Genomic DNA, 25,673 nt, shown 5'->3' on the forward strand with positions numbered 1-25,673 from the left:
TTGTGCGGCCGATGTCAGCGAGATGGGGGCTTCCCGAGCCAATTCAAGGGGTTGGGGAAAATTTGCCGGCGCGCTGAGCGGACGTACGCAGGCTGTGGGCTAGAGCGCGGGCAGCTCGATGTCGGTGATTTCACTGGGGCGCAGGGTGTAGCTGGCCTCCCCCGGCCCCTCGATGACCTGTCGAATCACGATGCGACCATCGGGGTTCAGCCCGACGAAGACACCTTCGGCGATGCGTCCGCGCTCAGTGGTAACGCGCATGCTGCGGTTGACGTAACGGTGGGGAGCGGCCAGCAGGCGCTCCAGAGAGAGTCTGCCGCTTTCCGGCACCTGCTGTAGCGGAGCGCTCGCTTTCGCGACAACGGGTGCCGTGACCGGTGCCGGTGCGGCGCTGACTGCCTTCAGCCTCGGGTAGCGGTCGTCGCGCACGCCCCAGCCGCGGGTCTGGCTCTTCTCCAGGGTCACCTGAAGATCCTGCCTCTCGCCGCCAGTCTCGATGGTCAACGGCACTTCCTGGGAAGCACGCTGGGTATCCAGGACCGGCATGCTGGCGATGGCGACATCACGACGGGCGAAGCGGCGCTGCAGGTAATCCTGCAACACGTAGCGCAGAGTATCGCGCGAGTCGAAACGGGTATCGACCTCCCCGTCGCGATAGCGCAAACGATCGGTGAAAACCTCAATGGTGCCCGACAGCGTGGTCTGCATCTCTGCCGGCAGCACCAGGTGGAAAGCGCCCTCCATGCGGTTGGGCGCCTTGGGCGTCAAGTCCAGGTGCAGGCTGTAGCCGCGCTGCAGCCGCACGGCTTCGGGCAGTTCCTGCCCCGGCGCGAGCCAACTGACTTCGATTTCCGGCAGGCGCCCCTTGTCGTCAGGCAGCACGTCGAGCCTGATCGGGCCGCTGACAGGCGTCGCCAGGCGTACCTGAACTTCACGGTGAGCGTAGAAATCCTGGCCTTCACGCAGGCTGAGCACGCCGTCGATGAATTCAGCCTGCTCCGGGACGAACGGCTTGCCGTTCAGTTCACCGCGCAGGGCAATGGCCAGTTCGGGCTTGGCAACCGGCTCGGGTGTGAGCCATTCCAGGCGCAGTATGGCCTCCAGACGCGCGCTGTCCTGGCTGGCCAGCATCGTCAGGCCCACCACCAGCGGAATGCATCCCAGGCCACCGAGCGCGACCGCGCTGCGGGCGGGACGCCAGTGGACCAGCACGAACAGCAGCGCAAGTGGCGGCAACAGGCTGGCGAGCCCCCAGAACAGGCTGCGCTCGAAGGCGCGGGCGACCAGCCAGACGTACCCGGCGAGGATCAGCAGCAGGCCGAGCAGGATCAGCAGCGTATCCATTCAGGCGCCGTCGACCTTGAAGTGCGCACGGGCAGTGGCGATGGGTTCGGTGCGGGTAGTCTGCCAGGCGGTGATGGCGACGTTGGCCACGCGCCGGCCCTGGCGCCAGACCTGGCACTGCGCGTAGGTATCGCGGAAGTGTCCGGCACGCAGGTAGTCGATGGAGAAGTCGATGATCTTGGGCATGTGCGGTATGCCCATGAACATCAGCAGGTGCAGCAGCGCCGATTGCTCCATGAAGCCGGCGATCACACCGCCATGCAGCGCCGGCAGCGTGGGGTTGCCGATGTTGTCGGGGTTTGCCGGCAAGTGGAAGATCGCGTCGTCGCCCAGGCGCAGGCAGCGGATGCCGAGCAGGCGGGCGTAGGGGATCATGTCCAGCAGCGGATCGTAGTTCTTGCTCTCGTGCGCGGCGCGCACCATGGCCTCGATATTCACCGTGCTCATCCCTGGCCTCCATCAACATCACGCTTAACAGTGCCGGCGGAAACCGCCTTGCCCATGCGCATGAAGGTGCCGACCACGTGGGCGATGGGCTCCGAAGGGTCGTCCTGATAGGCGTAGCCACGAGTGAAAATGATGTTCGGGGTGACCCGGTAGCACTCGGCGAACCCGTAGACGTCCTTGTGCGGCTGCGCCGGGTGCATGTAGTCGATGCGCAGGTCCAGGGTCGGGCATATCTCGAATTGCGGCAAAACGCAGACGGTAGAGATGCCGCAGGTGGTGTCCATCAGGGTGGTGATGGCACCGCCATGGATCACGCCGGTTTCCGGGTTGCCGACAATGGCTTCGCTGTAGGGAAGCCGCAGGGTCAGGCCGGAAGCGTCGGCCGCGTGCGCGCTGATGCCCAGCAACTGGCAGTGGCGCAGCGCTGAAAGGAAGCGTTGGGCGCGCTCCAGGAGTGGGTTTTCGGACATGGAAGGGGTCGACCGATTGACTGCACGGGACCGCATCATACCCGGCCGTTGCCAGCGCTGCAGTGATGGAATACGGGGGCGCAGGAATATTCATTGAACTAATTCACACAACCTCTGCTCAAAGGGCTAACACCAGGAAAGCCGCACATGGAGGCTCCGCATGAAAAAAACCCTTCCCTTCGCTCTGCTGATCGTTGCCGGTCTCGGCCTTGCCGCCTGCGACAAGAAAGAAGAGCCGAAAGCACCGGCTGCGCCCGCTGCGACAGAGCAGCCGGCTACTCCGGCGCCGACCACCCCGCCGGCACCTGAAGCCTCCCCGGCTACTCCGGCTGCTCCGGCCACCGCGCCCCAGGAGCCCGCCGGCGGCGAGCAGAAGCAGTAACGCGCTTCCGCCGCACAGTACAAGGCCCGCATTCGCGGGCCTTGTCGTTTCTGCCGTTCATATCAGCCGCTGGGGGGAATATCGTTGTCCCGCGGCGCGTCGCCCTGGGGCGTCGGCGTGTAGACCATCACGTGGAGCACGCTGGAATGGAATTCGCGCTGGTACAGCACGCCCACGACTCCCGCCGTCACCAGCATGAATATCCACGGGTTGATGAACCAGGCCAGCATGGCCAGGCCGAAATAGTAGGTGCGCAGGCCCTGGTTGAACTGGTGGGCCGCCAACGACACCACCCGCGCCGCACGTTCGGCGAAGGACTTGCGCTCCAGCTCGCCGACATTGCGCTCCCCCACCATGGGCGCCGAGCCGATCAGCACCGCCGCAAAGTTGTACTGGCGCATGCACCAGCTGAAGGTGAAGAAGGCATAGACGAATACTACCGCCAGGCACAGCAGCTTGAGCTCTGACAGTCCACGGGTGGGTGGCGTAACGAAAGGCAGGTCCGCGAGAACCGAAATCGTGCGCTCCGCCGAGCCCAAGAGGGTCAGGATACCGGCGAGGATGATCAGGGTGCTGGAGGCGAAGAACGACGCGTTGCGCTCCAGGTTGCCGATCACACTGGCGTCCGCCACGCGGTTGTCACGCAGCAGCACGCGGCGCATCCAGTCCTGGCGATAGAGGTGCAGCACGCTGGCCAGGCACGCGGTGTCACGGGCTTTGGTCTTGGCGTAGCGGGTGTAGCCGATCCAGCAGAAGAGGAACCAGAGCATGGCGAGCAGGTTCCAGAAGTACTGGATGTCGAACAGATCGACGACGTCGGTCATGTTTGTCCTTGCGCGAAATTTTGAAGGAATACGCGGCAGATAGACGCCAGATATGCGGAGAAAGACACGGCGCCCCCTGCAGGAGCGAGCTTGATCGCGAACCGCGCCCACGCCGGTGTCTCCGGGGACTCCCTTCGCGAGCAAGCTCGCTGCTACCAGGTGCAGGCATGAAAAAGGCCGCCTTGTGGGCGGCCATTTTTATGCATAACATATTTATTATTAACCATATTTAAAAAAGAAAAACAGTTTATCCCCCACAAAATCCCCCACTTCATTTTCCCCAAGAACGGATCGCTCAGAACACAACTGGCGTACCTTCAGCTCGCACAGATCGGCTCTGCTTCGAAAAAATTTCAGTCCTACATCACCGAAGTGAAGATCCCAGTGGACCTTCGTCGAACCGCACTTACGGTGATACAGGGAGCAACACCTTGATGATCTGTCCCGCCTGTCGATCTGCAAAGGTCGTGACACGTGATTTTGGCAAGAGAATAGGCAGCGTTGTCGGTGCCATTGGCGGCGCCAGCAGCGGCTTTTCCGGAGCATTGGCCGGAGGCGAAGCTGGCGCCAGCTTTGGATCCCTTGGCGGACCACCCGGCATGGCGCTGAGTTGCATTGCCGGTGCTGTCCTTGGCGCACTAGCCGGAAGCGTCGCAGGCTGCGTGGCCGGGGCCACCCTCGGCAAGCAGCTCGATGAACACGTGCTGCACAACCATCGATGTCTGAGCTGCAAGCACAGCTTCAGCCTCTCCTACTAAGCCCCCTCCCACGATCTCATTCATTTCGCCGGCCCTGCGTCTCGCGCAGCGCTTTGGCCGGCTATTGCTCACAGGAAACTCACCATGGCTCATCTCGTCGAACAAATGGCTTATGTGGGAGAAACGCCCTGGCACGGCCTGGGCAACCAGCTCCCTCAAAAGCAACCTATTGAAATCTGGCAACGCGAAGCCGGCATGGACTGGCAAATCCAGGAAAGCCCAGTGCACTTCAAAGCCGATGCCGTCGGCCATCTGGGCAGCGTCCACTCTTTCCCCGAACAGAAGGTGCTCTACCGCTCCGACACCAAGGCTCCCCTCTCCGTCGTCTCGCAGCGCTACCAGGTCGTTCAGCCCAAAGAGGTGCTGGAGTTCTATCGCGACCTGACTGAGGTATCGGGCTATGAACTGGAAACGGCGGGTGTGCTCAAAGGTGGCCGCAAATTCTGGGCACTGGCGCACACTGGTCAGCACACAGCCCTCAAAGGCAATGACCAGGTGAATGGTTACTTGCTACTCGCCACCTCGTGCGACGGGACACTTGCTACCACTGCCACGCCGACGACCATCCGCGTTGTCTGCAACAACACCCTCACCATTGCCTTGGATGGCACCTCACGGGCCATCAAGGTTCCGCACAACACTCGCTTTGACTCTCAGGCGGTGAAGAAGCAACTTGGCATCTCTGTCTCGCAGTGGGATGAGTTCATGTACCGGATGCGTCACCTGGCGGAACGCAAGGTGCGTCCGAGAGAGGCCACGAGCTTCTTCCTGGACGTGTTGTGCGATGTTGCGCCTACGACGGACATCCCCGAAAAGCTCGCCAACGAGCGGGCACTTCGCAGGGTGCATGAGCTGTATGACGGGGCAGGCCGCGGTGCCAAGCTACCCGCGGCGGAGGGAACAGCGTGGGGACTGCTCTGCTCCGTCACTGAGTATGTGGACCACGAAAGGCGGGCGCGCAGCAATGAATATCGCCTGGACTCGGCGTGGTTCGGACAAGGAGCGGTGCTGAAGCAGAAGGCGTTGGATGCTGCCTTGGAGCTTGCAGCTTAGCTACAGGCAATTGACCTTAGCGCACTCGAAACAGCGGGGTCATCCAGGGCTATCTACAACCCCGCCTCGCGAAGCAAATCTGAAGGTTTGCACTGAATAGCGACAGCTATTCGGCAGATGTTCAGGAACGTAACGTTTCGCTCGCCACGCTCGATTTTCCCCATATGCGAGCGATCAATCGAAGCAGCATCGGCCAGAGCCTCTTGCGACAACTCAAGGGCAAGGCGACGCGCTCGGACAGCTGCGCCGAGCTTCACGAGGTCCCCGTCTTTGTCTTGGATCGCAGAGATTCTTGCCATGGCAAAAATCGTCAAGCTATGATGACAATAAGACCACGGTATTTACGACCCATTTCAAGAGATTGCCGCTACCGAAGCGCAGTGCATCTGCGCCGAGTTAGCTCTCGCAGTTATTACTTTCCCCTTCTAACTCCTACCCAAAAGGAGCCTGTCATGCAGGACGCAAGCTCTACCCTCGACACCTCTTGGCACTATGAACAAAACGGCGAGCGTAAAGGCGCCGTCTCCCAGCAACAGCTCATCGGCCTAATCCAACAAGGCGAACTCACATACGGTTCTCGCGTCTGGAAAAAAGGTATGGCTGATTGGATGCAGATCGAGCAAACCGAACTGCGCGAGCATCTGGAGGATGTAGCCCCGCCGCCGCTGACCGGCAGCAGCGTGAATAACAAGATCGTCTGGCTGCTGGCCTTCGCTCCGTTGATTGGCTACCTGCTGGAATCGTTTGTGGCTGGCCTGTTCACCGGCAGTGAAGCGCAGTGGGAACGCGCCATGGCTGCGAACCGCTACTGGTACGTCACCCTGGCTCTGAACATCGCCTTGTCGGTGCTCGACTCCCAGCGCCTTAAGCAGGCCGGTCACGACGTCAGTCGCTTCAAAGGCTGGGTGTTCGTCGTGCCGGTTTACCTCTATCAGCGCGCCAAGCTGCTGAACCAGAACCTCGCCTACTTCATCACCTGGATCGTCTGCTTCTTCATCAGCATCGGCGCACACCAGGGCTAGCCTCACCCTCACTTACGAGAGTTACTCCATGAAAATGATCAGAGCGATAGCGCTGCTGTCCGGCCTTGCCGTGTGCGTGATCGAAACCAGCGCCGTAGCAGGCACCTACGAATGGACCACCGGTTATGCCCAGGGTGTGCAGGAACACCTGGTCGACGATGGCAATGGGAACGAGCTGAACATCTCCTGCCCAGACGATGATGAAAGTGCCGTCAGCGCCTACGCCACCATTGGTGGCAAGCAGTATTCGTCCAACGACAACGGTGGATTCGATGTCATTGTCGACGGTACGGCCTACAGCAATCCCTTCTTTACCGACTGCCACGTGTGCGGCAGCAACTTCCCTAGCTTTTGGACCGCACTGCGCAAGGCGAACAATCTTCAGCTCCGCGCGGAGGGCAGGACTGTGAAGCTGCCCACCAAGAATCTTTCTAAGGTTCTGCAACCGCTGAACAGCAAGAAAAACCTTTGCCGCTCCGCCTGGTAACCCAGAGTGGATTGCTGGAAAACATCTTTCACAGGATGAAGACGATGAAGAAGTACCTGACTGTCGCGCTCCTAGTCGCGGTCATTGCGGGATGCGGCTCTGAGCCGCCCGTTACCGTTGAGCTTGGCAGAAACTCCGTCTGGGGCGGACCGCAGATTCGCATCACCGCCCGCGAGGACAGCGTCACGATCAACAAGGTGCAGATCAATCGAGGTAACTGCACCGTCAATGTCCAAGAGCGCCTGCCGTACAAGCTCGCCTTTGGTGAGCTGTTGAAGGCAGACGCACCGTCTTGTCAAAAGGTAGTTGAGGTCTCTCTCTCCACCAGCGAAGGGGACTACAACTTCAGTTTTGACAGATAGTCCGCGCCTTATCACTGAATGGCCCGAGCGGTTTTCCCGCTCGGGCTTTTTTTATGCCCGCAGGAAAGCCATATGCCTCGATCCCATGTCTCTGCTGTCAGTAAGCACGCACAACAGCGCCCTGCGCTGCGTTTGGTGGACACCAAGAAACTCTCCCGTGAAGCCTGGCTGGCCGTTCGCAAAGACGGTATCGGTAGCTCCGATGCTGCCGCGGCAGTCGGCCTCAATCCGTACAAATCCCAATTGGAGTTATGGCTGGAAAAGACCGGCCGTGATGCTGGCCTACCGAAGTCAGATCCTCATGATGAAGAAAGCCCTACCTACTGGGGCAACATCCTCGAACCGATCGTCGCAACACACTACACCCGCCGCAGCGGACACCGAGTGCGGCGCATCAACGCCGTGCTGCAGCACCCTGATCCGAAAATGAACTGGATGCTGGCCAACATCGACCGCGAGGTTATCGGCGCCAGCGATGTGCAGATCCTCGAATGCAAGACCGCAGGCATCAACGGAGCGCGCCTCTGGAAAGAAGGCGTGCCGGTGTATGTGCAGCTGCAGGTGATGCATCAGTTGGCGGTGACCGGTAAGCAAGCGGCAGACGTGGCCGTGCTGCTCGGCGGCCAGCAGTTGGAGATCCACCGCATCGAGCGTGACGACGAGTTGATCGCTCGGCTGATCGAACTGGAGCAGGACTTCTGGAACCACGTGCAGCGCGACACTCCGCCGCCGGCCGATGGCTCTGAGTCAGCAGAGCAGGCGCTGCGCTGTCTCTACCCAGAAGACAACGGCAACACGCAGGACTTTTCACAGGATCCGATTCTCTGCGCCGCCTTCGATGAGCTGAAGGAAGCGCGAGCCACTCTCGAGGCCCACAGCCAGCGCGAGGCTGAGCTCAAACAGTTTCTGCAGCAGGCCATGGGTGAAGCCAGTCGAGCGGTGTTTGCCAACGGTTCGGTGACCTGGCGCAAGGCTAAGGACAGCCAGGCCCTGGATGTCCCGAAGCTGCTGAAGGAAAAGCCGTATCTCCTCACACGCTTCTCCACCACCAAACCGGGAAGCCGTCGCTTCCTGGTTAGCTGAAATCGTTCCCCCTTGACCGCCCCGATGCTCACGGCTCGGGGCGGTCTTTTTTATTCACTTGGAGAACCACCATGCTCAAAGGCCTGGCTATCACGCCGCCCGTACTCGGGCGGATTTCCATCGGCAAGGTTGTCGAGAAGAACGGCAAGCGTCTACCGGAGAAGGACGATCAATTCACCATCACCTCGCAGGTGCTACTACGTGATGGCTGGATCCACCACCCGATTGACGAAGAGCTGCGCAAGGCTCAGGGCGGCAAGATCCGCAGCATCCCAATCCGCCTGCTGTTCAACTCGCCCGAACTTAATTTCCGTGCCGAGTACTGTCTGTTCGATCGGCAATCCGGTCGGCCGATCTGCGTCGGCAATGGCGACACCTGCAAGCGGCGCGGCAAAGACAGCATCGACTCACTGCCCTGCCCTTCGCCCGATGGCTGCTCACTCGCGAAAGGCGGCGCCTGCAAACCATACGGCCGACTCAACGTCGTCATCGGCGATGAAGATGCCCTCGGCACCTTTGTATTCCGGACCACCGGATTTAACAGTATTCGCACCTTGGCCGCTCGCCTGCAGTACCTGCAAGCGATTTCGGGAGACCGCCTGGCGTGCTTGCCGTTGGAACTGCGCCTGCGCGGAAAGTCCACTCGCCAGAGCCACGGCTCGCCAATCTTCTATGTCGATATCACCGCACGCAGCGGGCTATCGATCGAAGCGGCGCTGCAGCAAGGCCGGGAGACCGATGACGCACGACAAGCATCAGGCTTCGACCAGCATGCCCTCGATACTGCAGCACAGCAAGGATTCGCCAATGGGGCCTTTGAGGAAAGCGAAGAAGAAGGCGGCGCAATCGTTGAGGAGTACTTTCCCGCCCCTGCGACCACCACAGAGACTCCTCCCGCTCCAGCAAACGAACACATCACCGCCAGCACTCGCCCGACTCTATCGACGCTGCTGCGCGAGCGCGCCGAAGCTCGTAATCAACAGCCCACCAATTAACAAAAACAGGTGCCGGGCGGCAGCTCGGTGCCAACTAAACATGCAGGAGTAAAAAACATGCTCATCCTCACCCGCAGCGTCGGCAAAACCATCCGCATTGGCGACGAAATCGAGATCGTCATTCTCCGCATCAACGGCAACCAGGTGCGCGTTGGGGTCTCTGCACCGCCCAACATTACGGTGCATCGCGATGAGGTCTATCAGCGCATCCAAGCAAACCAACATTGCCCCTCCTGATCACTCACCTCACAGGAAAATCGGCATGACGCTACTACGCTTTCTGGGCCTGCTGTTCTTGCTGGTCAGCATCTTCGCCGGTACTGCAGCTGTTGTTGCTCTAACAGTTATAGCTATGCGGTTTTGGCCGTTGTCACTGACACTTATCCTGGCGCTCGCAATATTCCACTTCGCAATCCAGCAATCCCCACGCCGCCGGGACTAGCCCGGCATAAACAGGAGCCCTCCGGGCTCCTGTTGCGGTTTCTTTTTTGCTCGTAAACAGTCAGCAATCGGCCAGGAGCGGACATCCACAAAGACAAGTTGAGCAGCAGGAGAATGTCGATTCAGGCTCGTCTCGCTGCCATGGCGTAGCGGTTTCATCCAAGCTCTCGGAGCGTTCCGACCTTACAAGAAACCGGTGCGCCAGCCACAAGGACATCATGACTTGGCTGATGCCCGGTTGCACATCGCGTAGCCGGGCATCTTTGACCTAGGTTTTGCCCTCGATTCGACTGAGACAATCCTGCCCGCTACGGAGATTGCGTTTCAGATCACCCATGTATCGAACCCATGGACCACCGCAGTGCCTTACCATCAGGATCCCAATGAGTCGCAGCACGTTGGTCAGCGCAATCGGATGCGCCGAACAGACGTTCGCCTCCTCCTCCGGAATAGCCCACACCGAAGATAGAGAACCAATCCAGCATCGCCGTCGGGTTGGCACGGGTGCAGCCCGGCTGGTGTATGACCAGGAGCCACACAATTCCGCCCAACCTGTTCGGTATCTTCTGATAACGGCGAAAGCCCACCACCCTCACCGCGGTTCATTGCACCGCAGACAGCCATCCTAGAAGGCGTACTCCGCCCCCACACTCAGGCTGCGCCCGTTGCCACTGAGGAAGGTAGGCTGGCTGGCATCGGCACGGTTGCGGATCACGTAGCTGCTGGCGTAGGTCTTGTCCGCCAGGTTGTCGCCCTGCACGTAGACGCTCAGTCCTTCGCGGGCCTTATAGCTGGCCTTGAGCCCCCAGAGCGCGTAAGAATCCTGATAGTTGTTGCGGGTGTTGGCGTGGTCGGTCGGAGTGTCCTGCGGCAGCCAGCGCAGGTTCGGTCCGACGCTCCAAGGCCCGCGCCGGTAGAGCAGTTCCGCCGCCCAGAGCTGACGCGGCACGCCGGCGATCTGGTTGCCCTGGAACTCGCCGCCACGGAAACGGAAGTCGCTGAAGGTCCAGGCCACTCGGTAGGCCAGGTCGCCGCCGATGCTGGCCGAGGTCGGCAGCAGGCCGTTCAGCCCCGCCTCGACACCGCGGTGGCGGGTACGTGATCCGTAGTTGTAGGTTCCCACCTTCACTCCGTAGGCATCGCTGGTGGAGATCAGCTCGTCTTCCACGTCGCTCTGGTACAGCGTCAGGCTCCAGTCGGTCTGGGCGATTCGACCGGTGCCACCGATCTCGTACGTGGTCGCGCGCTGCACGTCGAGGTCGACCAACTGCGCTTGTGCCGCCGCGGGGGCCGCGGGTGAGACTTCGGCGGAAACGATTTCCCAGAATGTCGGCGCTTCGTGGCTGCGGCTGATGTTGGCGTACCAGCGCAAGTCGAGGCTGGGCGTCCAGTTCAGGCCGATCTTCGGCGTGGCGAAGTCCCAGCCCTGGTCGAGATGACCAGCGCCGTCACGCGAGTCCGCATCACGGCGGACATCGCTCCACTTCACCTCGGTGACCAAGGTCCAGTCCGGCGCCAGGTGCCAGTCCAGGCCGAGCAGCAGATCGAGGTTGGACGCCTCCAGGTCGAAGTTGCCGAAGCGCTGCATGCGGCTGCCGTTCTGCGGATTGTTGGCATACAGCTCGCGCGTCATGTCGCTGTAGGACCAACTGGCGCCCAGGCGATAGCCGAACAGGCGTTGCTCGCCTTCGATAAGCCATTGTGCGCCGAGGGTATCGCTGTCGGTCAGGGTGTGGCTGAGCGGGTCGGTGAAGTCGTCCTGGGTGTTCTGCCCGTAGACACCGAAGCTCTGCTGCCAGCCCGCCCCGCTCCACTGCGTACGGTTGGCCAGGCGCAGTTGCTGGGTGTCGCGGTGCGGATCGCGCTTGTAGACGTTGAGCAGGCGGTCCTGCGCAGTGTTGCTGTCGCCCAGCACGCTGCGTGGGTCGTCCTTCAGACGCGCCTTGGTGATGACGTTGGGGATCTCGAAGGTCAGGTCGCTATAGGACAGGTAACTGCGGTTCTGAACGCCGTTGCCCAGGTCCAGGCCGAAGTTGCTCTGCACCACGGTGCGGTGGGAAGCGGAGTGATGACGATAGCCATCGTACTCGTCATGGCTGACGCTCACCCGCGCATCGTGCCCGCCTCCATCCAGCCCGGCGGCGGCCTGCAGGCCCTGGCGGCCGAAGCTGCCCGCCTCCAGTCGGACGCGTCCGGCTTCGTCGGCGCCAGTCAGCGAGTTGAACTCCAGTTCGCCACCCAGGGCAGTCGCACCGGGGCTGCCGGCGTTTGCACCGCGTCGGGCGCTGATCCACGAGGCGTTGCGCGGCTCCAGCAGACCGATGATGAAGGAGCCATCCGCCTCGTTGAGCGGCAGGCCGTCCTGCAACAACAGCACGCCGCGGTTGACCGGGTTGCTCTGGATACCCGAGCCGCGAATATTCAGGCGCGGCTGATCGGTGCCGCCGAAGAAGTCCTGGATCACCAGGCCGGGCTGGTAGTCCAGCGCGTCGCGCAGGGTCGCCAGGCGCGTCTCCTGCTGCGGCTCGGCGAGATTGGTTCCGCCGGGCACGCGGGCCAGGCGCTCGCTTTCGGTCTGCGCCGAAACGCTGACCGGCGCGGGGCTTTTCCCGCTGACCTGCATCGGCTCCAGTTCGATGCGATCTTCCGCCAACGCCGCCAGCGGCAGCAGGCCGAGGGCCAGCAGGGGAAATGAGATTTTCGAAGGGAAGTGGCGTTTGGGGGACAAGCAACGACTCATGACAAGCTCCGTCTGCACGAAATCTGGCTTACCAGCTCAGGTAGAACATGCCCTTGGCCAGCAGCACGATGCCGACCATGTGGCTGAAGACACTCAGGTGAATCCGGCGGAAATACGTCGAGTTCATGCGCCCGCTGTAGAGCAGGAACATGGCGGTGAAGAAGTGCCCGAGTACGCTCAGGGCGAGGACGATCTTCAGGCTCAGCAAGGTGCCGAAGGAGGACGCCAGCGGGTCTGCCAGCAGCGGCAGGTAGCGCGTCCAGACCATGCCCAGGCCGGCACTGAACAGCACCAGCAACACCCAGGGCATCAGCCGCCGCGCACGCTTGCCGATGCCCTGCTCCACCTGGCGCATTACCGCAGCCGGCACGTACTTGCGCACGCTCTCGAAGATCAGCACCTCGAAGAACACCGTGCCGATGAACATCAGCGCGGCGAACAGGTGCAAGGTCAGCAGGATCGGATAAATCATGGCGCGGGTATCTCCAGGGCCAGCAGGGTCTGATGAAGGAGCGCCGCCGCTTGATCGGCGGTGTGTCCACTGAGGTCGAAGGGGCGAAGCGAGCCGTCGTTGACCAGCACGAAGCGCTCGACGAGGCCGACCAGCTCTCCGGGGTGGTGGCTGACGCACAGCAGCGCCGCACCCGAACTGGCCAACCAGTCGCGGCAGAGATCGAGCAGCGATTCGCGCAGCGCCGGGTCCAGTGCGCTGAATGGCTCGTCGAGCAGCAGCAGGTCCGGTTCGACCGAGAAGGCGCGTGCCAGGGCAACACGCTGGGCCATGCCACCGGACAGCTGATTCGGCCAGGCACCCTCATGCCCGGCGAGGCCGACGCGCTCCAACCAATGGCTGGCCAGCCGACGCGCCGTTGCACGGTCGTGGCCGATGGCGCGCAGAGGAATTTCCAGGTTCTCCGCAACCCGGCACCAGGGCAGCAGGCGCGGCTCCTGGAATGCCAGTACGGGATGACGGAATCCGTTGTCCGCTCGCCCCCGATGGGGCCTCAGGAGGCCGGCCGCCAGACGCAACAGGCTGCTCTTGCCGGCGCCGCTGGGCCCGAGAATGCCAACCCGCTCACCGGGTAGCAGGCGCAGGGAAGCGTCGGCGAGTACACGCCGTTGGCCCAGCCGCAGATCGACTCCGTACCACTCAAGCATGGGCGGCCTCCTGCCAACGGCCCATGCGCCGCTGCAGCGGCTGCAGCAGGAGGAACTCCAGTGCGGCGACCAACAGCAGGATAAGCAGAGTCCAGGCATACAACCCGGCGCTGTCGAACGTACTGCGCGCGTTAGCCAGCGCGAAACCGGCTCCACTTTCCGCGCCAAGCACTTCAGCCATCACCACCAGGCGCACGCCGCCGCAGGTGGCGATCAACAGTGCCGCTCCAAGCGGCGCGGTCAATGAAGGGATATAGAGCCGCCGCAACTTCTGCCAGGGACTGAAGCGGTAGACCCGCGCCATCTCCAGCAGGCCGCGGTCAACCATCTGCATGCCCTTGACGGTGTTCACGTACATGCCCGGCGCCAGCATCAACACGCTGATCAGCACCACCATGGCCGAGCCCAGGCCGACCCACAGCATCGCCAGCACCACGACCACCACTGGCGGCACCGACATCAACAGCCAGCGCAGGGGTTCCAGCAGACCGCGTACACGAGCGTCCAGCCCGGCCAGCAGGCCCAGACAGAAGCCCAGCAGGCAACCCAGTCCAACACCCAGGACGATGCGCAGCAGACTGGCGCCGGCATGAAGACGGAAGTCGGCCTCGAAAGGCAGGCGAGCCATGGCTTGCAGCGTCTGCCCGGGAGTTGCCATGAGCAGCGAGCCCAGGCGCATCGCCAGCAGTTGCCAGCCCACCAGCAACAAGGCGCCACCCAGCACGGCCCAGCGTCGGGAAGTCATTCGACTCATCTCACGGCCCATAGAAGCTCGCAGATGGCATGGAGCCACCGATGGCCTGTGGATGGCGTTCGGCGATCAGGCCGAACAGCGCCTCCAGAGGCCCGCGTGCGACGCTGGCGGCAACACTGTCCAGGCGCGTGACGCGGATGGACTCCTCGACCGCCTCCACCGGCAAGTGCGGCAGGTGCCGATGCACCAGCTCCGCGCAGTCCCGCGGCTGCGTACTGCACCAGCGGGCGGACTCGGCATAGGCGGCCTCCACTGCGCGCGCCAACTCGCCGTCCTCGGCGCGCTGCGGGCTGCTCATCAGTCCTGCCTGAGGCAGTTCAGGCTGTTGAGCGAAGGCCTGCTTCCAGGCGCTCTCCAGACTTTGCACACGGTAGAGCGGCGCCCCACCCTTGCTGCGGTTGCGCCAAAGCAGCAGGGACACCGCCGGCTCCACCAGCAGGGCGTGATCGGCGCGACCGGCCAGCAGCAGCGCCTGGGCGTCCTGGCCGTCGCGGACCGGGCGCAGCGTCAGGTCCTTGCCCGGCTTCAGGCCATGGCTGAGCAACAGCTCATCGATCAGGATCGCCGGCAGATCGCGCTGGAAAGGCAGCACCACGTCCTTGCCGGCCAGGTCGGCGAAGCCTTTCACCTGAGGGTCGCGGCTCACCAGCCAGATGATTCCCCACACAGAGACGTTGAGCAGCCGCACGTGCTGCCCGCGCCCAGCCATCAGCGCCGGCAGGTTCACCGGGACAGCGCTGTAGTCGAGTTCGTTCTTTGCCAGCAGCACGCGCAGCTGGTCGGGGTTCTGCCAGAGGTGGAATTCGACGCGCTCGGCGTACTCCGCCAGGGCATTGGTTTCCACCATGTGCAGCAGCGGAAAGCTGACCACCGCGCCGGGGCCACCCAACCGCAAAACCTTTTCCCGGGCCATGCCGGCCGGGGACGCCAGGCAGGTGCCGGCGACCAGTGCAAGTGAAAGGAAGAGGCGCGGTAGCCTCCGATTGATTGATATGCGAATAAGTCTTATCTTCATTCACAAATCATTGCAGCCCGCACGCTCATCACGAATGACAAATGTTAAGTTCGCGCCAGATCGTGGTGAATGCCTGCGATTGTTGGGCGCCCTCCCCCAGTTCTCCGACCTGCCGGACGCCCTCATGGCCGGATTGTGTGAGTCGGCAACCTTGCTCCGCGCTGAAGCCGGCAGGCTGTTGTTCCGCGAAGGCGACCCTGCCGAGCATTTCCTGCTGGTACGGCGTGGCTGTGTGGAAATGCTGCGCTTCACCTGCGATGGCGAGGAGCGCGTCTTCCACCTGTTCCGCGAAGGTCAGTTGATCGCTGAAGCGGCCATGTTCATGCCTCACGGCCGCTACCCGATGAACGCCCGCAGCCAGGGCAGCGGCGAGTTCTTCCGACTGAGCCGCAATGCGCTGCGCAAGGCCTGCGAGGATCATCCGCCGCTGGCCATGCGCATGCTGGAAAACCTCAGCCTGCGCCTCTACCGCCAGGTGAACGAGGTCGACTGGCTGACGGCGAGTTCCGCCTCCCAGCGTCTGGCCGCCTATCTGCTCGGCCTGCACCGTCGCCAAGGCGAGCGTCTCAACCTGCCGATCAGTCAGCGCCAGCTCGCCACACACCTGGGTATTCGCCCGGAATCACTCAGCCGGTTGCTGTCCGATTGGCAGCAGGCCGGACGCATCCAAGGGCGACTCCGGCAATGGCTGCTGTGCGACCTCACCTACCTGCAGGACCTGGCCAGCCCGGCAGTACGTTCTTTCTGAGCGGGTCGGATTTCGGCTATCGCTTCAACTGGTCGGGGCAGCAGCCTGGAAAGGCACGCAGCGATGTAACGCGCACCATGTTCAGCATTGTTGGTTTTCGCCGCGAGACGATCCCGAAAGGCATCGCGGATAACCTCAGCGCTCAATTCACCGATGCAACCGCAACACCGCCTCCAACTCCTCGCGCAGCCAGGGCTCGTCGATCTCCGGCAGGCGCTGGGTTATCTGCCGGGCGACCCAGCGCTGGCCGCGGCCAATGAAGTCGAAGCGCAGTTCCAGGTCATCAATGGCCATGGCGCTGGCGTGGAAGTCACCGACGCCGGTATCGGGCGTGACAGCCAGGCGTTCCAGGCATCGGCGCAGGCGCCGGCAGCTTTCCGCCTCGCCCTGATGCAGATGCTCCAGGCGATTACGTGCCACCAACTCCTCGGCCTGCCGCAGGCTGTCGAGCATCACCCGCGCACCGGCACGCTCGGCGCGCATCAGCGTCTGCAACCAGTCAATCAGTTCGTCGGACATGAAGCCCTCCAGGTCTTGGCGAGAGCCCATCCTAGACTGCCTCATGAAGCGGTTTTAAATGAATTGAATTGCACTGACGCTGCAATTTCTCGAATGCATCCAGCTTGCGCTGTACCTCTTCATTTCCGCTGCGTCGCTCGTCGGCGTTGATCCCGGACAAGGCATTGCAGAGCCGCCGCATGCCAACACCCCACCTTAAGATCAAAATTATTGCACTTATGCAGCATTATTATTCGTTTGTTGCATCCATCGCGTCTGTTCAGACTGATCGGGCTCCCTGCGGCGAATTGCCTCCTAACTGCCTAGTTCGCCTTGCCGCATTCGTGCGGGCAGGGAGCCGTCAGTCAACCGGAGTACGACGGAATCAAGATGGACAGCGCGATACCCCTCGATCAGCACACATCCCGCGACGCCGAATACAACTACGACATCGTTCGCCGCTTCACCCTCACCACCCTGGGCTGGGGCATCATCGGGATGCTCATGGGCGTGTTCATCGCCGCCCAACTGGTGTGGCCGCAACTGAGCCTGGAGATGCCCTGGACCAGCTTCGGGCGCATCCGGCCGATCCACACCAACCTGGTGATCTTCGCCTTCGGCGGCAGCGCGCTGTTCGCCACCTCCTTCTACGTGGTGCAACGCACCTGCCGCGTGCGGATCATCTCCGACAGCCTGGCCAACTTGCTGTTCTGGGGCTGGCAGGCGAGCCTGGTGTCGATGCTGGTGAGCTACCCGCTGGGCATCACCACGTCCAAGGAATACGCCGAGATGGAGTGGCCCATCGCCGTCTGGGTGACCTTCCTCTGGCTGGTGTACGCCTACCTGTTCTTCGGCACTATCGCCCGCCGCAAGGTGCGCCACATCTACGTCGGCAACTGGTTCTACGGTGCCTTCATCGTGGTCACCGGGATGGTCCACGTGGTCAATCACCTGGCGATTCCGGTGACGCTGCTCAAGTCCTACCCGATCTACTCGGGCGCCACCGACGCGATGATCCAGTGGTGGTACGGCCACAGCGTGGTGGGCTTCATCCTCTCGGTGGGATTCCTCGGGATGATGTACTACTACGTGCCCAAGCAGGCCGAGCGGCCGATCTACTCCTATCGCCTGTCCATCGTGCACTTCTGGGCGATCATCACCCTGTATATCTGGGCCGGCCCGCACCACCTGCACTACACCGCCTTGCCCGACTGGGCGCAGAGCCTGGGCATGGTGATGTCGCTGATCCTCCTGGCGCCCAGTTGGGGCGGCATGATCAACGGCATGATGACCCTCTCGGGTGCCTGGCATAAGTTGCGCACCGACCCGATCCTGCGTTTCCTTGTGGTGTCGCTGGCCTTCTACGGCATGTCGACCTTTGAAGGACCGATGATGGCGATCAAGACGGTGAACTCGCTGTCGCACTACACCGACTGGACCATCGGCCACGTGCATGCCGGTGCCCTGGGCTGGGTGGCGATGATCTCCATCGGCGCGCTCTACCACATGATTCCCAAGCTCTACGGCCGCGAGCAGATGCACAGCGTCGGGCTGATCAACGCGCACTTCTGGCTCGCTACCATCGGCACCGTGCTGTACATCGCCTCGATGTGGGTCAACGGCATTACCCAGGGCCTGATGTGGCGCGCGGTGAACGAGGACGGTACGCTGACCTACTCCTTTGTCGAAGCGCTGGCTGCCAGCCATCCGGGCTACATCGTGCGGCTGATCGGCGGTTCCACCTTCGCCAGCGGCATGCTGCTGATGGCGTGGAACACTTGGGCCACAGTGCGCTCCGGCAAGCCGGTGTCGAACCTCGCAGCGGCTGCGGCCTGAGGACTCGACGATGCTGCTGCTGAGCCTGATCGCCTGTATTGCCGCCTGCTGGCGGACCTGCCGCAGCGCCGGCGAACAAGCGGCGCTGCTGCCCTTCGCCGACGACCCGGATGCCGCGCGGCGCATGAGCGCGGCCACCGGCCGGCACTGCGAGCGGATCGTCCAGCCCCTGCCGGAACCACCACCACCGTACCGAATGCGCGCCTGATCTCCAGCGCTCCTGTTTTCCAGCCTTCTGGTTTCCCAGCCCCATGGACGGGGCCTCCCCGAGTGCCGATGTTGGCACCTTGCAGGGCTCTTCCCCGCGAGAGCCCGTTTTTTTCAAACTTCGCTCCACGGACCTACCGATGCCCGCCCTCACCGGCTGGCGGCACCGCGCCGCCGCGTACCTGCCAGACATTCCCCACACCCGCCCGCGCGAATGGCTGCGCGCCTCGCTAGGCGCCAGCCTGGGCTTCCTGCTCAGTGCCGCCACCTGCGGCCTGCTGTTCGGCTCCGCGGTGGCCCTGCACTTCGCCGGAACCTGGGCTGCTTCGGCAGTGCTGCTGTTCGCCGTTTCCTCCGGCGCCCTGGCCCAGCCCTGGTCGGTGATCGGCAGCTACCTGTGCGCATCACTGGTGGCGCTGCTGATCGGTTTCTGGCTGCCCGCCGGCATCGCCAGCGCGGCCCTCGCCCTTGGGCTTAGCCTGCTGCTGATGTACCCACTGCGCTGCCTGCATCCGCCGGGCGGCGCGCTGGCCTTCTGCATGGTGTTCGCCTCGCCGCTGCCCGGCGAGCCCAGCTGGATGGCGCCGCTGCCGGCCATCAGCGGCGGCCTCTGCCTGGTGCTCCTGGCCCTGCTGTTCAACAACCTCACGCGCATGCCCTACCCGCGCCGCCGAAGCTTTGCGCCGGACAACCACCAGACCCAGGACCCGGCGCCCGGCGCGCGAGTCGGCATCCAGGCCGCCGACCTCGACCAGGCGCTGGACGAACTGGGCTCCTTCGTCGACATCACCCGCGACGACCTGGAACGCCTGGTGCGCAGTACCGAGCGACATGCCCTGCGCCGCAGCATGGGCGAGACCCGCGCGCGGGAGGTGATGTCCCGCGACCTGATCTGCGCTTCGCCGGAAACCCCGCTCAGTCACGCCCTGCGCCTGCTGGTGAAGCACCACCTGAAGGCCTTGCCGATCCTTGACGAGGAGCGCCGGCTGGTGGGCATCGTCAGCCTGATCGACCTCCTGGTGCCCAGGGGCGTCTGGTGGAAGCGACTGCTCGGCGGCATCGGCCTGCGCCGCGACCGTCTGCTGGGCGAAGTGATGACCAGTCCGGTGCTGCACGTGGATGCCGACACCCATGCGGTGGAGTTGATCCCGCTGCTCTCCGACCAGGGTCTGCACTGTTTGCCGGTACTGGAGCGCGGCGAACTGGTGGGCGTGATCACCCAGACCGACCTGATCGCCGCCCTGGAACGCGACCTGCTCAGTCATCTGGGCTGACCGACCTTTCCGTTACACTGGCCGACTAAATCGCGCAGAAGCCTCCGCATGGACATCGACCTCACCCGTACCTTCCTGGAAATCGTCCGCCACGGTAGCTTCGTGGCCGCCGCCGAACGCATGCACGTCACCCAGACCGCGATCACCGCACGAGTGCAGAAGCTGGAGGCGCATCTCAACTGCACGCTGTTCGTGCGTAACCGCGCCGGTGCACGCCTGACGCCGGACGGCGAGGCCTTCGTTACCTACGCCAACCAGATCCTGCAGACCTGGGAGGCGGCCCAGCGCGACCTGCCGTTGCCCGAAGGCATCCACAACGTGCTGCACATCGGTGGCGAAGTGAGCCTTTGCAACCCGTTGATGCTGCGCTGGGTCAGCCGTATCCGCCAGGCGATCGGCGACCACGCGGTACGCGCCGAGATCGGCGACGGCCACAGCCTGCTGCGCCAGCTCGAGCTGGGGGTGCTCGACGCAGCCCTGGTCTACCAGCCAACCTACTGGCCGGGGATGCAGGTGGAGCAGTTGCTGGAGGAGAAACTGATCCTGGTGCGTGCGCAGAACCCCGAGCCCTACGTCTACATCGACTGGGGCGAAGGCTTCCGCCAGCAACACGACAGTGCCCTGCCGGAACTGTCCAAGGCGCCGGTGTCGTTCAACCTCGGCCCGCTGGCGTTGCAGTACATCCTGGAGAACGGTGGCTCGGGCTATTTCCGCACGCGGGTGGTGCAAAGTTACCTGGACCGCAAGGTGCTGCGCCGGGTGCCCAAGGCGCCGGAGTTCAGCTACCCGACCTATCTGGTGTATTCGCGGGACCGCGATTCGCAGGCGCTGCAGCAGGCGTTCGAGCTGCTGCGCGAGGTGGTGTCGCAGGACCCGGACTGGTCACAGCGTTGGGATCCGATGATTTGACGTACCGGCCGCCACAGGAGCGGGGCCCATCAAAAATCCTCCCGAAAAGCCACGACAGGCAGGCTCGCCTCTGCAGGAACTCCTACTCACCTATTTCAGATATCCGGCGCTCTGCACATGCGCGAAGCCATTGGGCTTCCCCAGCGAGCTTAAGCAAGGACTTACGAGCGCCCTTGGCGGACGGCCATCGCGGCCTTTACTGCTGAACATCTGTTCAGCTATAAGAATGACCCCGACCTTAGATCAAGTCGAGCGTTTCCGGAACACCATTCACCCCTCCCAGGGCGGCTCACGTCGCCTGTCCATGCTCTTCGCCGAACCGGAGTGCCAATGCGTAATCAGCTGTTCAGAACTCGCATTACCGAGATGCTTGGTATCCGTCATCCCATTCTTTGCGGCGGTATGGGCCCCAGCGTCTCAGACGCGAGCTACGTCGCGGCTGTGGTCAACGCAGGCGGGATGGGATTTGTGGTTGCTGCCGGATTTTCCGATCTAGACGAATTCCGGGAGCAACTTCGTCGGTGTCGTAGCCTCACCTCGGGAAAAGGATTCGGGGTGAACCTCTACCTTTCTGGCCAGGCCAACGCAGCTGAGCGCTTGCGGCAGCAGATGAGGATTCTTGCCGAGGAAGAAGTGCTCTGTGTCGAGACTTCAGGTGGAAGCCCCGAGGAAGTCCTGCCAGCGCTGCGAGAAGCGGGTATCAAGGTTCTGCACAAGGTTCCGGCGGTTCGCTACGCGCGATCAGCCGCGCGTCTTGGCGTGGACGCGGTAATCGTAGTTGGCAATGATTGCGGCGGCCATCCCGGAACCTACGGCATCAGCAGCATGGTTCAAGCCGCCCACGCACCGAAAGAGGTTTCCATCCCTGTGGTTATCGGTGGTGGGATCGGTGCAGGAAGACAACTGGCGGCGACCCTGATGATGGGAGCCGATGCAATCCTGATGGGGTCGCGAATGCTGGTAGCCGAGGAGCTGTGGATTCACCGCCAGTACAAGGAACGACTGGTTCAGAGCGACGGCACAGAAAGCATCATCGTGAAGACCGGCTTGCGGCAACATCACCGAGTCCTGAACAACGACAGCGCCAAGGCTGTTGCAGCATTGGACGCGGCGGGAGCGAGCGATTTCGAAAGCTATCGCCCTCACGTCATGGGCACGCTAACCACTCACGCCTACAAGACAGGGGATAGCCACCAAGGCATGCTCGATTGCGGCCCATCGATCGTATTTGCTAACGCTGTGCAAAGCGTGGAAGCCATTTTTGATTCAGTGCTTGATGATGCGCGTCATGCGATGCGGCGCCTTGAAGATCTGAGGTGCAACGGGTGATCGAAAGCATGGAGTTCAAGCTCAGCTTCGATTGCTGCCTCTAGTCAGGGGCGGCAATCGGCCATTAGCAGACCTCCGCTTGAGCGCCCCGATTCTGATCGCGGGAATGAAAAAGCCGCCCATTGGGCGGCTCTGTCGTGTCGAAACCTCCGCGGGGATTCGCAACGACCGGCCAACTTAGCTCATCCTACGTGTGGTCGTGGGCTCCACCTTCAAGGCATTAGAGCTGGATCTCCGAAAGCCAAAAGCGTTGTCCCTGAGCATCTGTAAATATGTTCGCCTCCAGCTCTCCGATCTGCTCTAGTTCCAACATCACTCGTAGGCGACGGCAGCACGAGATTTCGATGCGTCCCACAGGACTTCCTTCGAAGCGCACTGCAGGATCATGCAAGCGTAACTGCTCAGAGAGGTAGAGCGCGGTGCCGTGCAGATAGTAGGTCGCCGCTGATGCGAGCAAACCATCGTGGCCTATGCATCGCAGCACATAGTTACCAGTTGGTTGGTACAGGGCTCGGCGTTCTATGGCCGCTTCTCCAGATTTGCGCCGGATCCAAATTCGCAGGCAGTAGGTATCCGCAAGTCAGCGGAAAGATTCAGCCCAAATACAAAAATCTTAAATGGCTTTTAGGAGAGCCCCGCCAAATGACGGGGCTTGATGCTGAGGACTAAATAAGCACGAGCCAATCCGTTGACTCCAGTTCAACTCTAGCTCCTCCCTCCGGGAGTTCCAGCGGCACGGTGGTCGCAGCCTTGGCGGGCTGCATGGGGTTGGGGAGATGGTACTCGGGACGACACTGGTCGGCCTCATGAGTCTGCGCTCGCGCTGCCCATTCCCTTGCTTCTACCTCCGAGAAGCAAAGCTGGAAAAACGTCCCCAGGAATACCTTCCATGTGGGCGGATTCCCAGCCATGTATTCAATTCGAATGTCCATGGCTACTCATTTCCTTGGGCAAAAAAAATGCCGCACAGGATGGGGGCTCCCTAACGGCACAGTCAATAGAAAGTCAGCAGTGCTGAGAGTAGTGGGACCTCATCAGAAGGCGAGAGGTCTCTCTGATATCTCGGATGGACGGCAAGGCCTGCACAACGGTAGCAACGCATCGTCCTCTGAATCTTAGCTTTCGGGCTTCGGCGGTGTTAACGCAGTGGCGAGCTACTCAGCAGCCCGCTCTGCAATCATGATGGTTATACCTCTAGAGTCGCTGTCCGCTCAGAGCGGGGAGTCAGACAAAAGTCCTCTTGGGCTTTGAATCAATTCCGGCGCTCACACCAGGCAGTCGCCATTTCAATCCCCTGCCTTCTTGCGTCGGCAAAGCACTTCCATGGCCCGTTGGCAGAGCAGACGATTTGATTAGCAGCTCTCACCAACACTTCGCGTGGCACCAGGTCACCTGGAGCGCCCCACTCGAACTCTATGAGCGCTGTCGCCCCGTTCGGATGGATATAGCTGATCGGGCCGGGCCTATCCGTAATCAGGTGCATTGCAACCCCCTTCGCTGACGATCGATACCAGCATTAGCCCAGGCAGATGCAGCTTTCCGTGGAGTTTCATTTAGTTAATCGCTTAGAAGGCATGCTCTCTTGGTATCAGGCTTTACGAAGGGGCTCCCCCGCCATCAGGTGGATGCCACTCTTATTGGCTGGCTATGCAAGCGATGGAGGTAGTTTCCGGTTTCGTTCCTTGCCTGCACCCATGACGGTCTATCTCGCCCACTTAGATACTCGCCAACGCAGGTACGCACCAATTGGCGCATATGGGACGCCTCCCGCCTCCACTCACCAGGTGCTTCCGAGTGACCAGCACAGCGCTTGTATTTGTTGCTTCCGAAGCAACAGGTCATTTAGTCGTGCCATCCCTTCCCAGGTCCTCGGGCAGTGGGCCAAGGAACATTTTCTTCAGGCGCTCACGGCCGATGACTCGCGCCAGTTCCGCGATAACGCAATACATGAAAATCAAAGTGACGAGGAGAATCTGTACCGCCCAAAAACGGGGCCAGTTCATGGACGTCCACAGCATGGAATTTGCGTCCATCAGGCTGGGAGCCTCTTTCCAGTACTCGTAGAGTCGCTCCAGGTAGTGCACGCACAGTGCGACCAAGGCATACATCAAGGTCTTCCAGGAAACGTTCCAGATCAGCGGCTTTTCCGGGAAGCGATTGATGAAGGGCAGCATGTCGGCCACCAGTACTGACTTGCCGAGCACCAGCGAAGCGATCAGTACTGAAGCCGTCACAGGAAGCGGCACGCCAGTGCCCTTAATCATGAGCGCGCGAATGGCGGCAACGATGTGCAGGATGACGAAGAAGAAGATGGTCGGCGGAAGTGCCTTCATGAACTCATGTTTAATCTTGAGCAAGACCGTTTTCATGTGCTTTCCCTTTACTGGTAATGCGCTGAGATGGGGTTCGTTCGTTGAGTCCGTCAGGACAAGCATCCGAGGTAGCCGGGACATGTCGTCGACATCATTGGCAGCAGCGATTCAGGGCCTCACACCGGACGGATAGGACTTACTGCCGAGCACCGTGCCGTCCAGCGATTGGCCGTAATAGCCCTGGTCGGAGGCGTGGAAGTCTTTCGCCGTTCTGGCGACATCCCCCTTGAAGCGCGGGTCCTGCGGCCGTTCCCGGCTGTTCATGTAGGCCGCTACGTCCCAGGCCTGCTGGACGTTGAGTTGCACGCTCTTGCCCAGCGGCATGTTCTCGTAGATGAAGGTGGCGGCGGTGTTGACCCGGTGCATGCCGGCGCCCCAGTTATAGGAATCGCTACCCCACAGCGCGGGAATCACCGGCACGTCGGCCATCCTGCGGCCTTCACCCTGCGGGCCATGGCAGATCGCGCAGTGTTCGGCATAGACCTGCTGGCCTCGTTGTGGCGAGTAGGCCTGCGGCGGTGCCGGCAGCGCGGCAAAGGCACGTCCGGGCATGCGTTCGCGCCCTTCCATCTTCACTCTGTCCGCCAGTGGGCCCGGCAGGACGAAGGATTCGTCTCGACCGCCACGCTGCAGTTCAGCGTCGCTGAGCTCCGGCACGGGCTTGTCCTGCATGCCGTACATATCCAGTAGGCCGCCCATGAGCAGCCAATAGGAATAGGCCGACATCGCCACCAGCTCGGGTGAGCCCAGTTCGGGGGCCTTGCCGTTCATGGAGTAGTTGAAACACCCCTGGATGCGCTCGGCGAAGTTGTTCACGCGGTTGTCCTTCTGGCGGAACGCCGGGTACGCCAGGTAGGCTGCCCACATCGGTGCCGCGTAGGCCTTGGTGCCGGCGTCCAGGTGGCAGTTGGTGCAGTTCAGCTGGTTGCCGACATAGCGGCCCTTGAGTTGCTGGGTATTGACGAACAGCTGGTAGCCACGGCGAACCTTGTCGCCAAAGGCGCCGTCGGGGATCTTCGATAGGTCTCGTGGCGTGAAGTAATGGGAGTCCTGGGTCTTGGGTTGTGCGCTGATTTCCTCCATCGCCGTGGTCACCACATCGGCCGCGTGTACCGGCAGCGCGAGGCTTCCCGCCAAGGTCATGCAGAGCAGGGTTCTGTTCATG

General features: G+C 62.0%; 28 protein-coding genes. 15 read left to right on the top strand and 13 right to left on the bottom strand.

What is annotated here, in order from left to right:
• Window positions 1–99 precede the first annotated feature (99 nt).
• From AC2T4A_RS22420 to AC2T4A_RS22430, 3 genes are read right to left on the bottom strand one after another with little or no spacing between them, the layout of a single operon-like run.
• Window positions 100–1,344 (bottom strand): MFS transporter, encoded by a 1,245-nt coding sequence (locus AC2T4A_RS22420; protein ID WP_486741824.1) that lies wholly within the window; start codon window positions 1,342–1,344, stop codon window positions 100–102.
• Window positions 1,345–1,791 carry a PaaI family thioesterase gene (locus AC2T4A_RS22425; RefSeq protein WP_138216605.1) on the bottom strand — a complete coding sequence of 149 codons (447 nt, stop codon included), beginning with the start codon at window positions 1,789–1,791 and terminating at the stop codon, window positions 1,345–1,347. It lies immediately after the preceding gene.
• Window positions 1,788–2,261 (bottom strand): PaaI family thioesterase, encoded by a 474-nt coding sequence (locus AC2T4A_RS22430; protein ID WP_236174652.1) that lies wholly within the window; start codon window positions 2,259–2,261, stop codon window positions 1,788–1,790. The genes AC2T4A_RS22425 and AC2T4A_RS22430 overlap by 4 nt, the downstream gene beginning before the upstream one ends.
• Before the next feature lie 160 nt (window positions 2,262–2,421).
• On the opposite strand from AC2T4A_RS22430, the gene AC2T4A_RS22435 reads away from it, so the two are divergent.
• On the top strand, window positions 2,422–2,643 hold the full coding sequence (locus AC2T4A_RS22435) for a hypothetical protein (RefSeq protein WP_259754410.1): 222 nt from the start codon (window positions 2,422–2,424) through the stop codon (window positions 2,641–2,643).
• 62 nt (window positions 2,644–2,705) lie between these two features.
• On the opposite strand, the gene AC2T4A_RS22440 is transcribed toward AC2T4A_RS22435, so the two are convergent.
• The gene (locus AC2T4A_RS22440; RefSeq protein ID WP_416747031.1) at window positions 2,706–3,467 is read right to left on the bottom strand and encodes a DUF599 domain-containing protein; all 762 of its coding nucleotides are present in this window, start codon (window positions 3,465–3,467) and stop codon (window positions 2,706–2,708) included.
• 434 nt (window positions 3,468–3,901) lie between these two features.
• Between AC2T4A_RS22440 and AC2T4A_RS22445 the strand changes: the two genes are divergently transcribed.
• Window positions 3,902–4,225, top strand: coding sequence for a hypothetical protein (locus tag AC2T4A_RS22445; protein ID WP_486743716.1), 324 nt, complete (start codon window positions 3,902–3,904; stop codon window positions 4,223–4,225).
• 84 nt (window positions 4,226–4,309) lie between these two features.
• Window positions 4,310–5,278 (top strand): DUF932 domain-containing protein, encoded by a 969-nt coding sequence (locus AC2T4A_RS22450; protein ID WP_486741825.1) that lies wholly within the window; start codon window positions 4,310–4,312, stop codon window positions 5,276–5,278.
• 53 nt (window positions 5,279–5,331) lie between these two features.
• Here the strand turns inward: AC2T4A_RS22450 and AC2T4A_RS22455 are convergent, their stop codons facing one another.
• Complete coding sequence (locus AC2T4A_RS22455) at window positions 5,332–5,577, bottom strand: helix-turn-helix domain-containing protein (RefSeq protein WP_119561246.1); 246 nt, start codon at window positions 5,575–5,577, stop codon at window positions 5,332–5,334.
• A gap of 153 nt (window positions 5,578–5,730) precedes the next feature.
• On the opposite strand from AC2T4A_RS22455, the gene AC2T4A_RS22460 reads away from it, so the two are divergent.
• From AC2T4A_RS22460 to csrA, 6 genes are all read left to right on the top strand, one after another.
• Window positions 5,731–6,300, top strand: coding sequence for a GYF domain-containing protein (locus tag AC2T4A_RS22460; protein ID WP_138526762.1), 570 nt, complete (start codon window positions 5,731–5,733; stop codon window positions 6,298–6,300).
• Between the two features lie 34 nt (window positions 6,301–6,334).
• Window positions 6,335–6,787 carry a hypothetical protein gene (locus tag AC2T4A_RS22465; protein WP_486743717.1) on the top strand — a complete coding sequence of 151 codons (453 nt, stop codon included), beginning with the start codon at window positions 6,335–6,337 and terminating at the stop codon, window positions 6,785–6,787.
• Window positions 6,788–6,831: 44 nt separating this feature from the next.
• Window positions 6,832–7,149, top strand: coding sequence for a hypothetical protein (locus AC2T4A_RS22470; RefSeq protein WP_486741826.1), 318 nt, complete (start codon window positions 6,832–6,834; stop codon window positions 7,147–7,149).
• Between the two features lie 72 nt (window positions 7,150–7,221).
• Window positions 7,222–8,232: a YqaJ viral recombinase family nuclease gene (locus tag AC2T4A_RS22475; protein ID WP_486741827.1), complete on the top strand. Its 1,011-nt coding sequence runs from the start codon at window positions 7,222–7,224 to the stop codon at window positions 8,230–8,232.
• A gap of 71 nt (window positions 8,233–8,303) precedes the next feature.
• Window positions 8,304–9,227: a recombination directionality factor gene (locus AC2T4A_RS22480; RefSeq protein ID WP_486741828.1), complete on the top strand. Its 924-nt coding sequence runs from the start codon at window positions 8,304–8,306 to the stop codon at window positions 9,225–9,227.
• 57 nt (window positions 9,228–9,284) lie between these two features.
• Window positions 9,285–9,464, top strand: coding sequence for a carbon storage regulator CsrA (gene csrA, locus AC2T4A_RS22485; RefSeq protein WP_486741829.1), 180 nt, complete (start codon window positions 9,285–9,287; stop codon window positions 9,462–9,464).
• An 829-nt stretch (window positions 9,465–10,293) separates the two neighbouring features.
• On the opposite strand, the gene AC2T4A_RS22490 is transcribed toward csrA, so the two are convergent.
• From AC2T4A_RS22490 to AC2T4A_RS22510, 5 genes are read right to left on the bottom strand one after another with little or no spacing between them, the layout of a single operon-like run.
• Window positions 10,294–12,408, bottom strand: a complete 2,115-nt coding sequence (locus AC2T4A_RS22490) for a TonB-dependent receptor family protein (protein ID WP_486741830.1) — start codon at window positions 12,406–12,408, stop codon at window positions 10,294–10,296.
• Window positions 12,409–12,436: 28 nt separating this feature from the next.
• On the bottom strand, window positions 12,437–12,880 hold the full coding sequence (locus tag AC2T4A_RS22495; protein WP_138526753.1) for a CopD family copper resistance protein: 444 nt from the start codon (window positions 12,878–12,880) through the stop codon (window positions 12,437–12,439).
• Window positions 12,877–13,566, bottom strand: a complete 690-nt coding sequence (locus AC2T4A_RS22500; protein ID WP_486741831.1) for an ATP-binding cassette domain-containing protein — start codon at window positions 13,564–13,566, stop codon at window positions 12,877–12,879. Before AC2T4A_RS22500 ends, AC2T4A_RS22495 begins: the two co-directional genes overlap by 4 nt.
• On the bottom strand, window positions 13,559–14,311 hold the full coding sequence (locus tag AC2T4A_RS22505) for an ABC transporter permease (RefSeq protein WP_138526751.1): 753 nt from the start codon (window positions 14,309–14,311) through the stop codon (window positions 13,559–13,561). The genes AC2T4A_RS22500 and AC2T4A_RS22505 overlap by 8 nt, the downstream gene beginning before the upstream one ends.
• Before the next feature lie 10 nt (window positions 14,312–14,321).
• Window positions 14,322–15,215 (bottom strand): ABC transporter substrate-binding protein, encoded by an 894-nt coding sequence (locus AC2T4A_RS22510; protein ID WP_246084959.1) that lies wholly within the window; start codon window positions 15,213–15,215, stop codon window positions 14,322–14,324.
• A 244-nt stretch (window positions 15,216–15,459) separates the two neighbouring features.
• Here AC2T4A_RS22510 and AC2T4A_RS22515 point away from each other — a divergent pair, with 244 nt between their 5' ends.
• Window positions 15,460–16,083 (top strand): Crp/Fnr family transcriptional regulator, encoded by a 624-nt coding sequence (locus AC2T4A_RS22515; RefSeq protein WP_240964912.1) that lies wholly within the window; start codon window positions 15,460–15,462, stop codon window positions 16,081–16,083.
• 147 nt (window positions 16,084–16,230) lie between these two features.
• On the opposite strand, the gene AC2T4A_RS22520 is transcribed toward AC2T4A_RS22515, so the two are convergent.
• Window positions 16,231–16,602 (bottom strand): DUF6306 domain-containing protein, encoded by a 372-nt coding sequence (locus AC2T4A_RS22520; RefSeq protein ID WP_239745995.1) that lies wholly within the window; start codon window positions 16,600–16,602, stop codon window positions 16,231–16,233.
• Between the two features lie 369 nt (window positions 16,603–16,971).
• On the opposite strand from AC2T4A_RS22520, the gene ccoN reads away from it, so the two are divergent.
• The 5 genes from ccoN to AC2T4A_RS22545 all read left to right on the top strand — a co-directional run bounded on the left by ccoN (window position 16,972) and on the right by AC2T4A_RS22545 (window position 22,136).
• The gene (gene ccoN / locus AC2T4A_RS22525; RefSeq protein WP_239745994.1) at window positions 16,972–18,417 is read left to right on the top strand and encodes a cytochrome-c oxidase, cbb3-type subunit I; all 1,446 of its coding nucleotides are present in this window, start codon (window positions 16,972–16,974) and stop codon (window positions 18,415–18,417) included.
• A gap of 10 nt (window positions 18,418–18,427) precedes the next feature.
• Window positions 18,428–18,625 (top strand): hypothetical protein, encoded by a 198-nt coding sequence (locus tag AC2T4A_RS22530; protein WP_017516351.1) that lies wholly within the window; start codon window positions 18,428–18,430, stop codon window positions 18,623–18,625.
• Window positions 18,626–18,764: 139 nt separating this feature from the next.
• The gene (locus tag AC2T4A_RS22535; RefSeq protein ID WP_486741832.1) at window positions 18,765–19,898 is read left to right on the top strand and encodes an HPP family protein; all 1,134 of its coding nucleotides are present in this window, start codon (window positions 18,765–18,767) and stop codon (window positions 19,896–19,898) included.
• Window positions 19,899–19,946: 48 nt separating this feature from the next.
• Complete coding sequence (locus tag AC2T4A_RS22540; protein ID WP_017516353.1) at window positions 19,947–20,807, top strand: LysR family transcriptional regulator; 861 nt, start codon at window positions 19,947–19,949, stop codon at window positions 20,805–20,807.
• A 330-nt stretch (window positions 20,808–21,137) separates the two neighbouring features.
• Complete coding sequence (locus tag AC2T4A_RS22545) at window positions 21,138–22,136, top strand: NAD(P)H-dependent flavin oxidoreductase (protein ID WP_486741833.1); 999 nt, start codon at window positions 21,138–21,140, stop codon at window positions 22,134–22,136.
• 1,838 nt (window positions 22,137–23,974) lie between these two features.
• On the opposite strand, the gene AC2T4A_RS22550 is transcribed toward AC2T4A_RS22545, so the two are convergent.
• Complete coding sequence (locus tag AC2T4A_RS22550; protein ID WP_472967345.1) at window positions 23,975–24,505, bottom strand: hypothetical protein; 531 nt, start codon at window positions 24,503–24,505, stop codon at window positions 23,975–23,977.
• 111 nt (window positions 24,506–24,616) lie between these two features.
• Window positions 24,617–25,672 (bottom strand): c-type cytochrome, encoded by a 1,056-nt coding sequence (locus AC2T4A_RS22555; protein WP_486741834.1) that lies wholly within the window; start codon window positions 25,670–25,672, stop codon window positions 24,617–24,619.
• Window position 25,673 lies beyond the last annotated feature (1 nt).

It is taken from the genome of Pseudomonas sp. PVC-3-1, assembly GCF_057444315.1.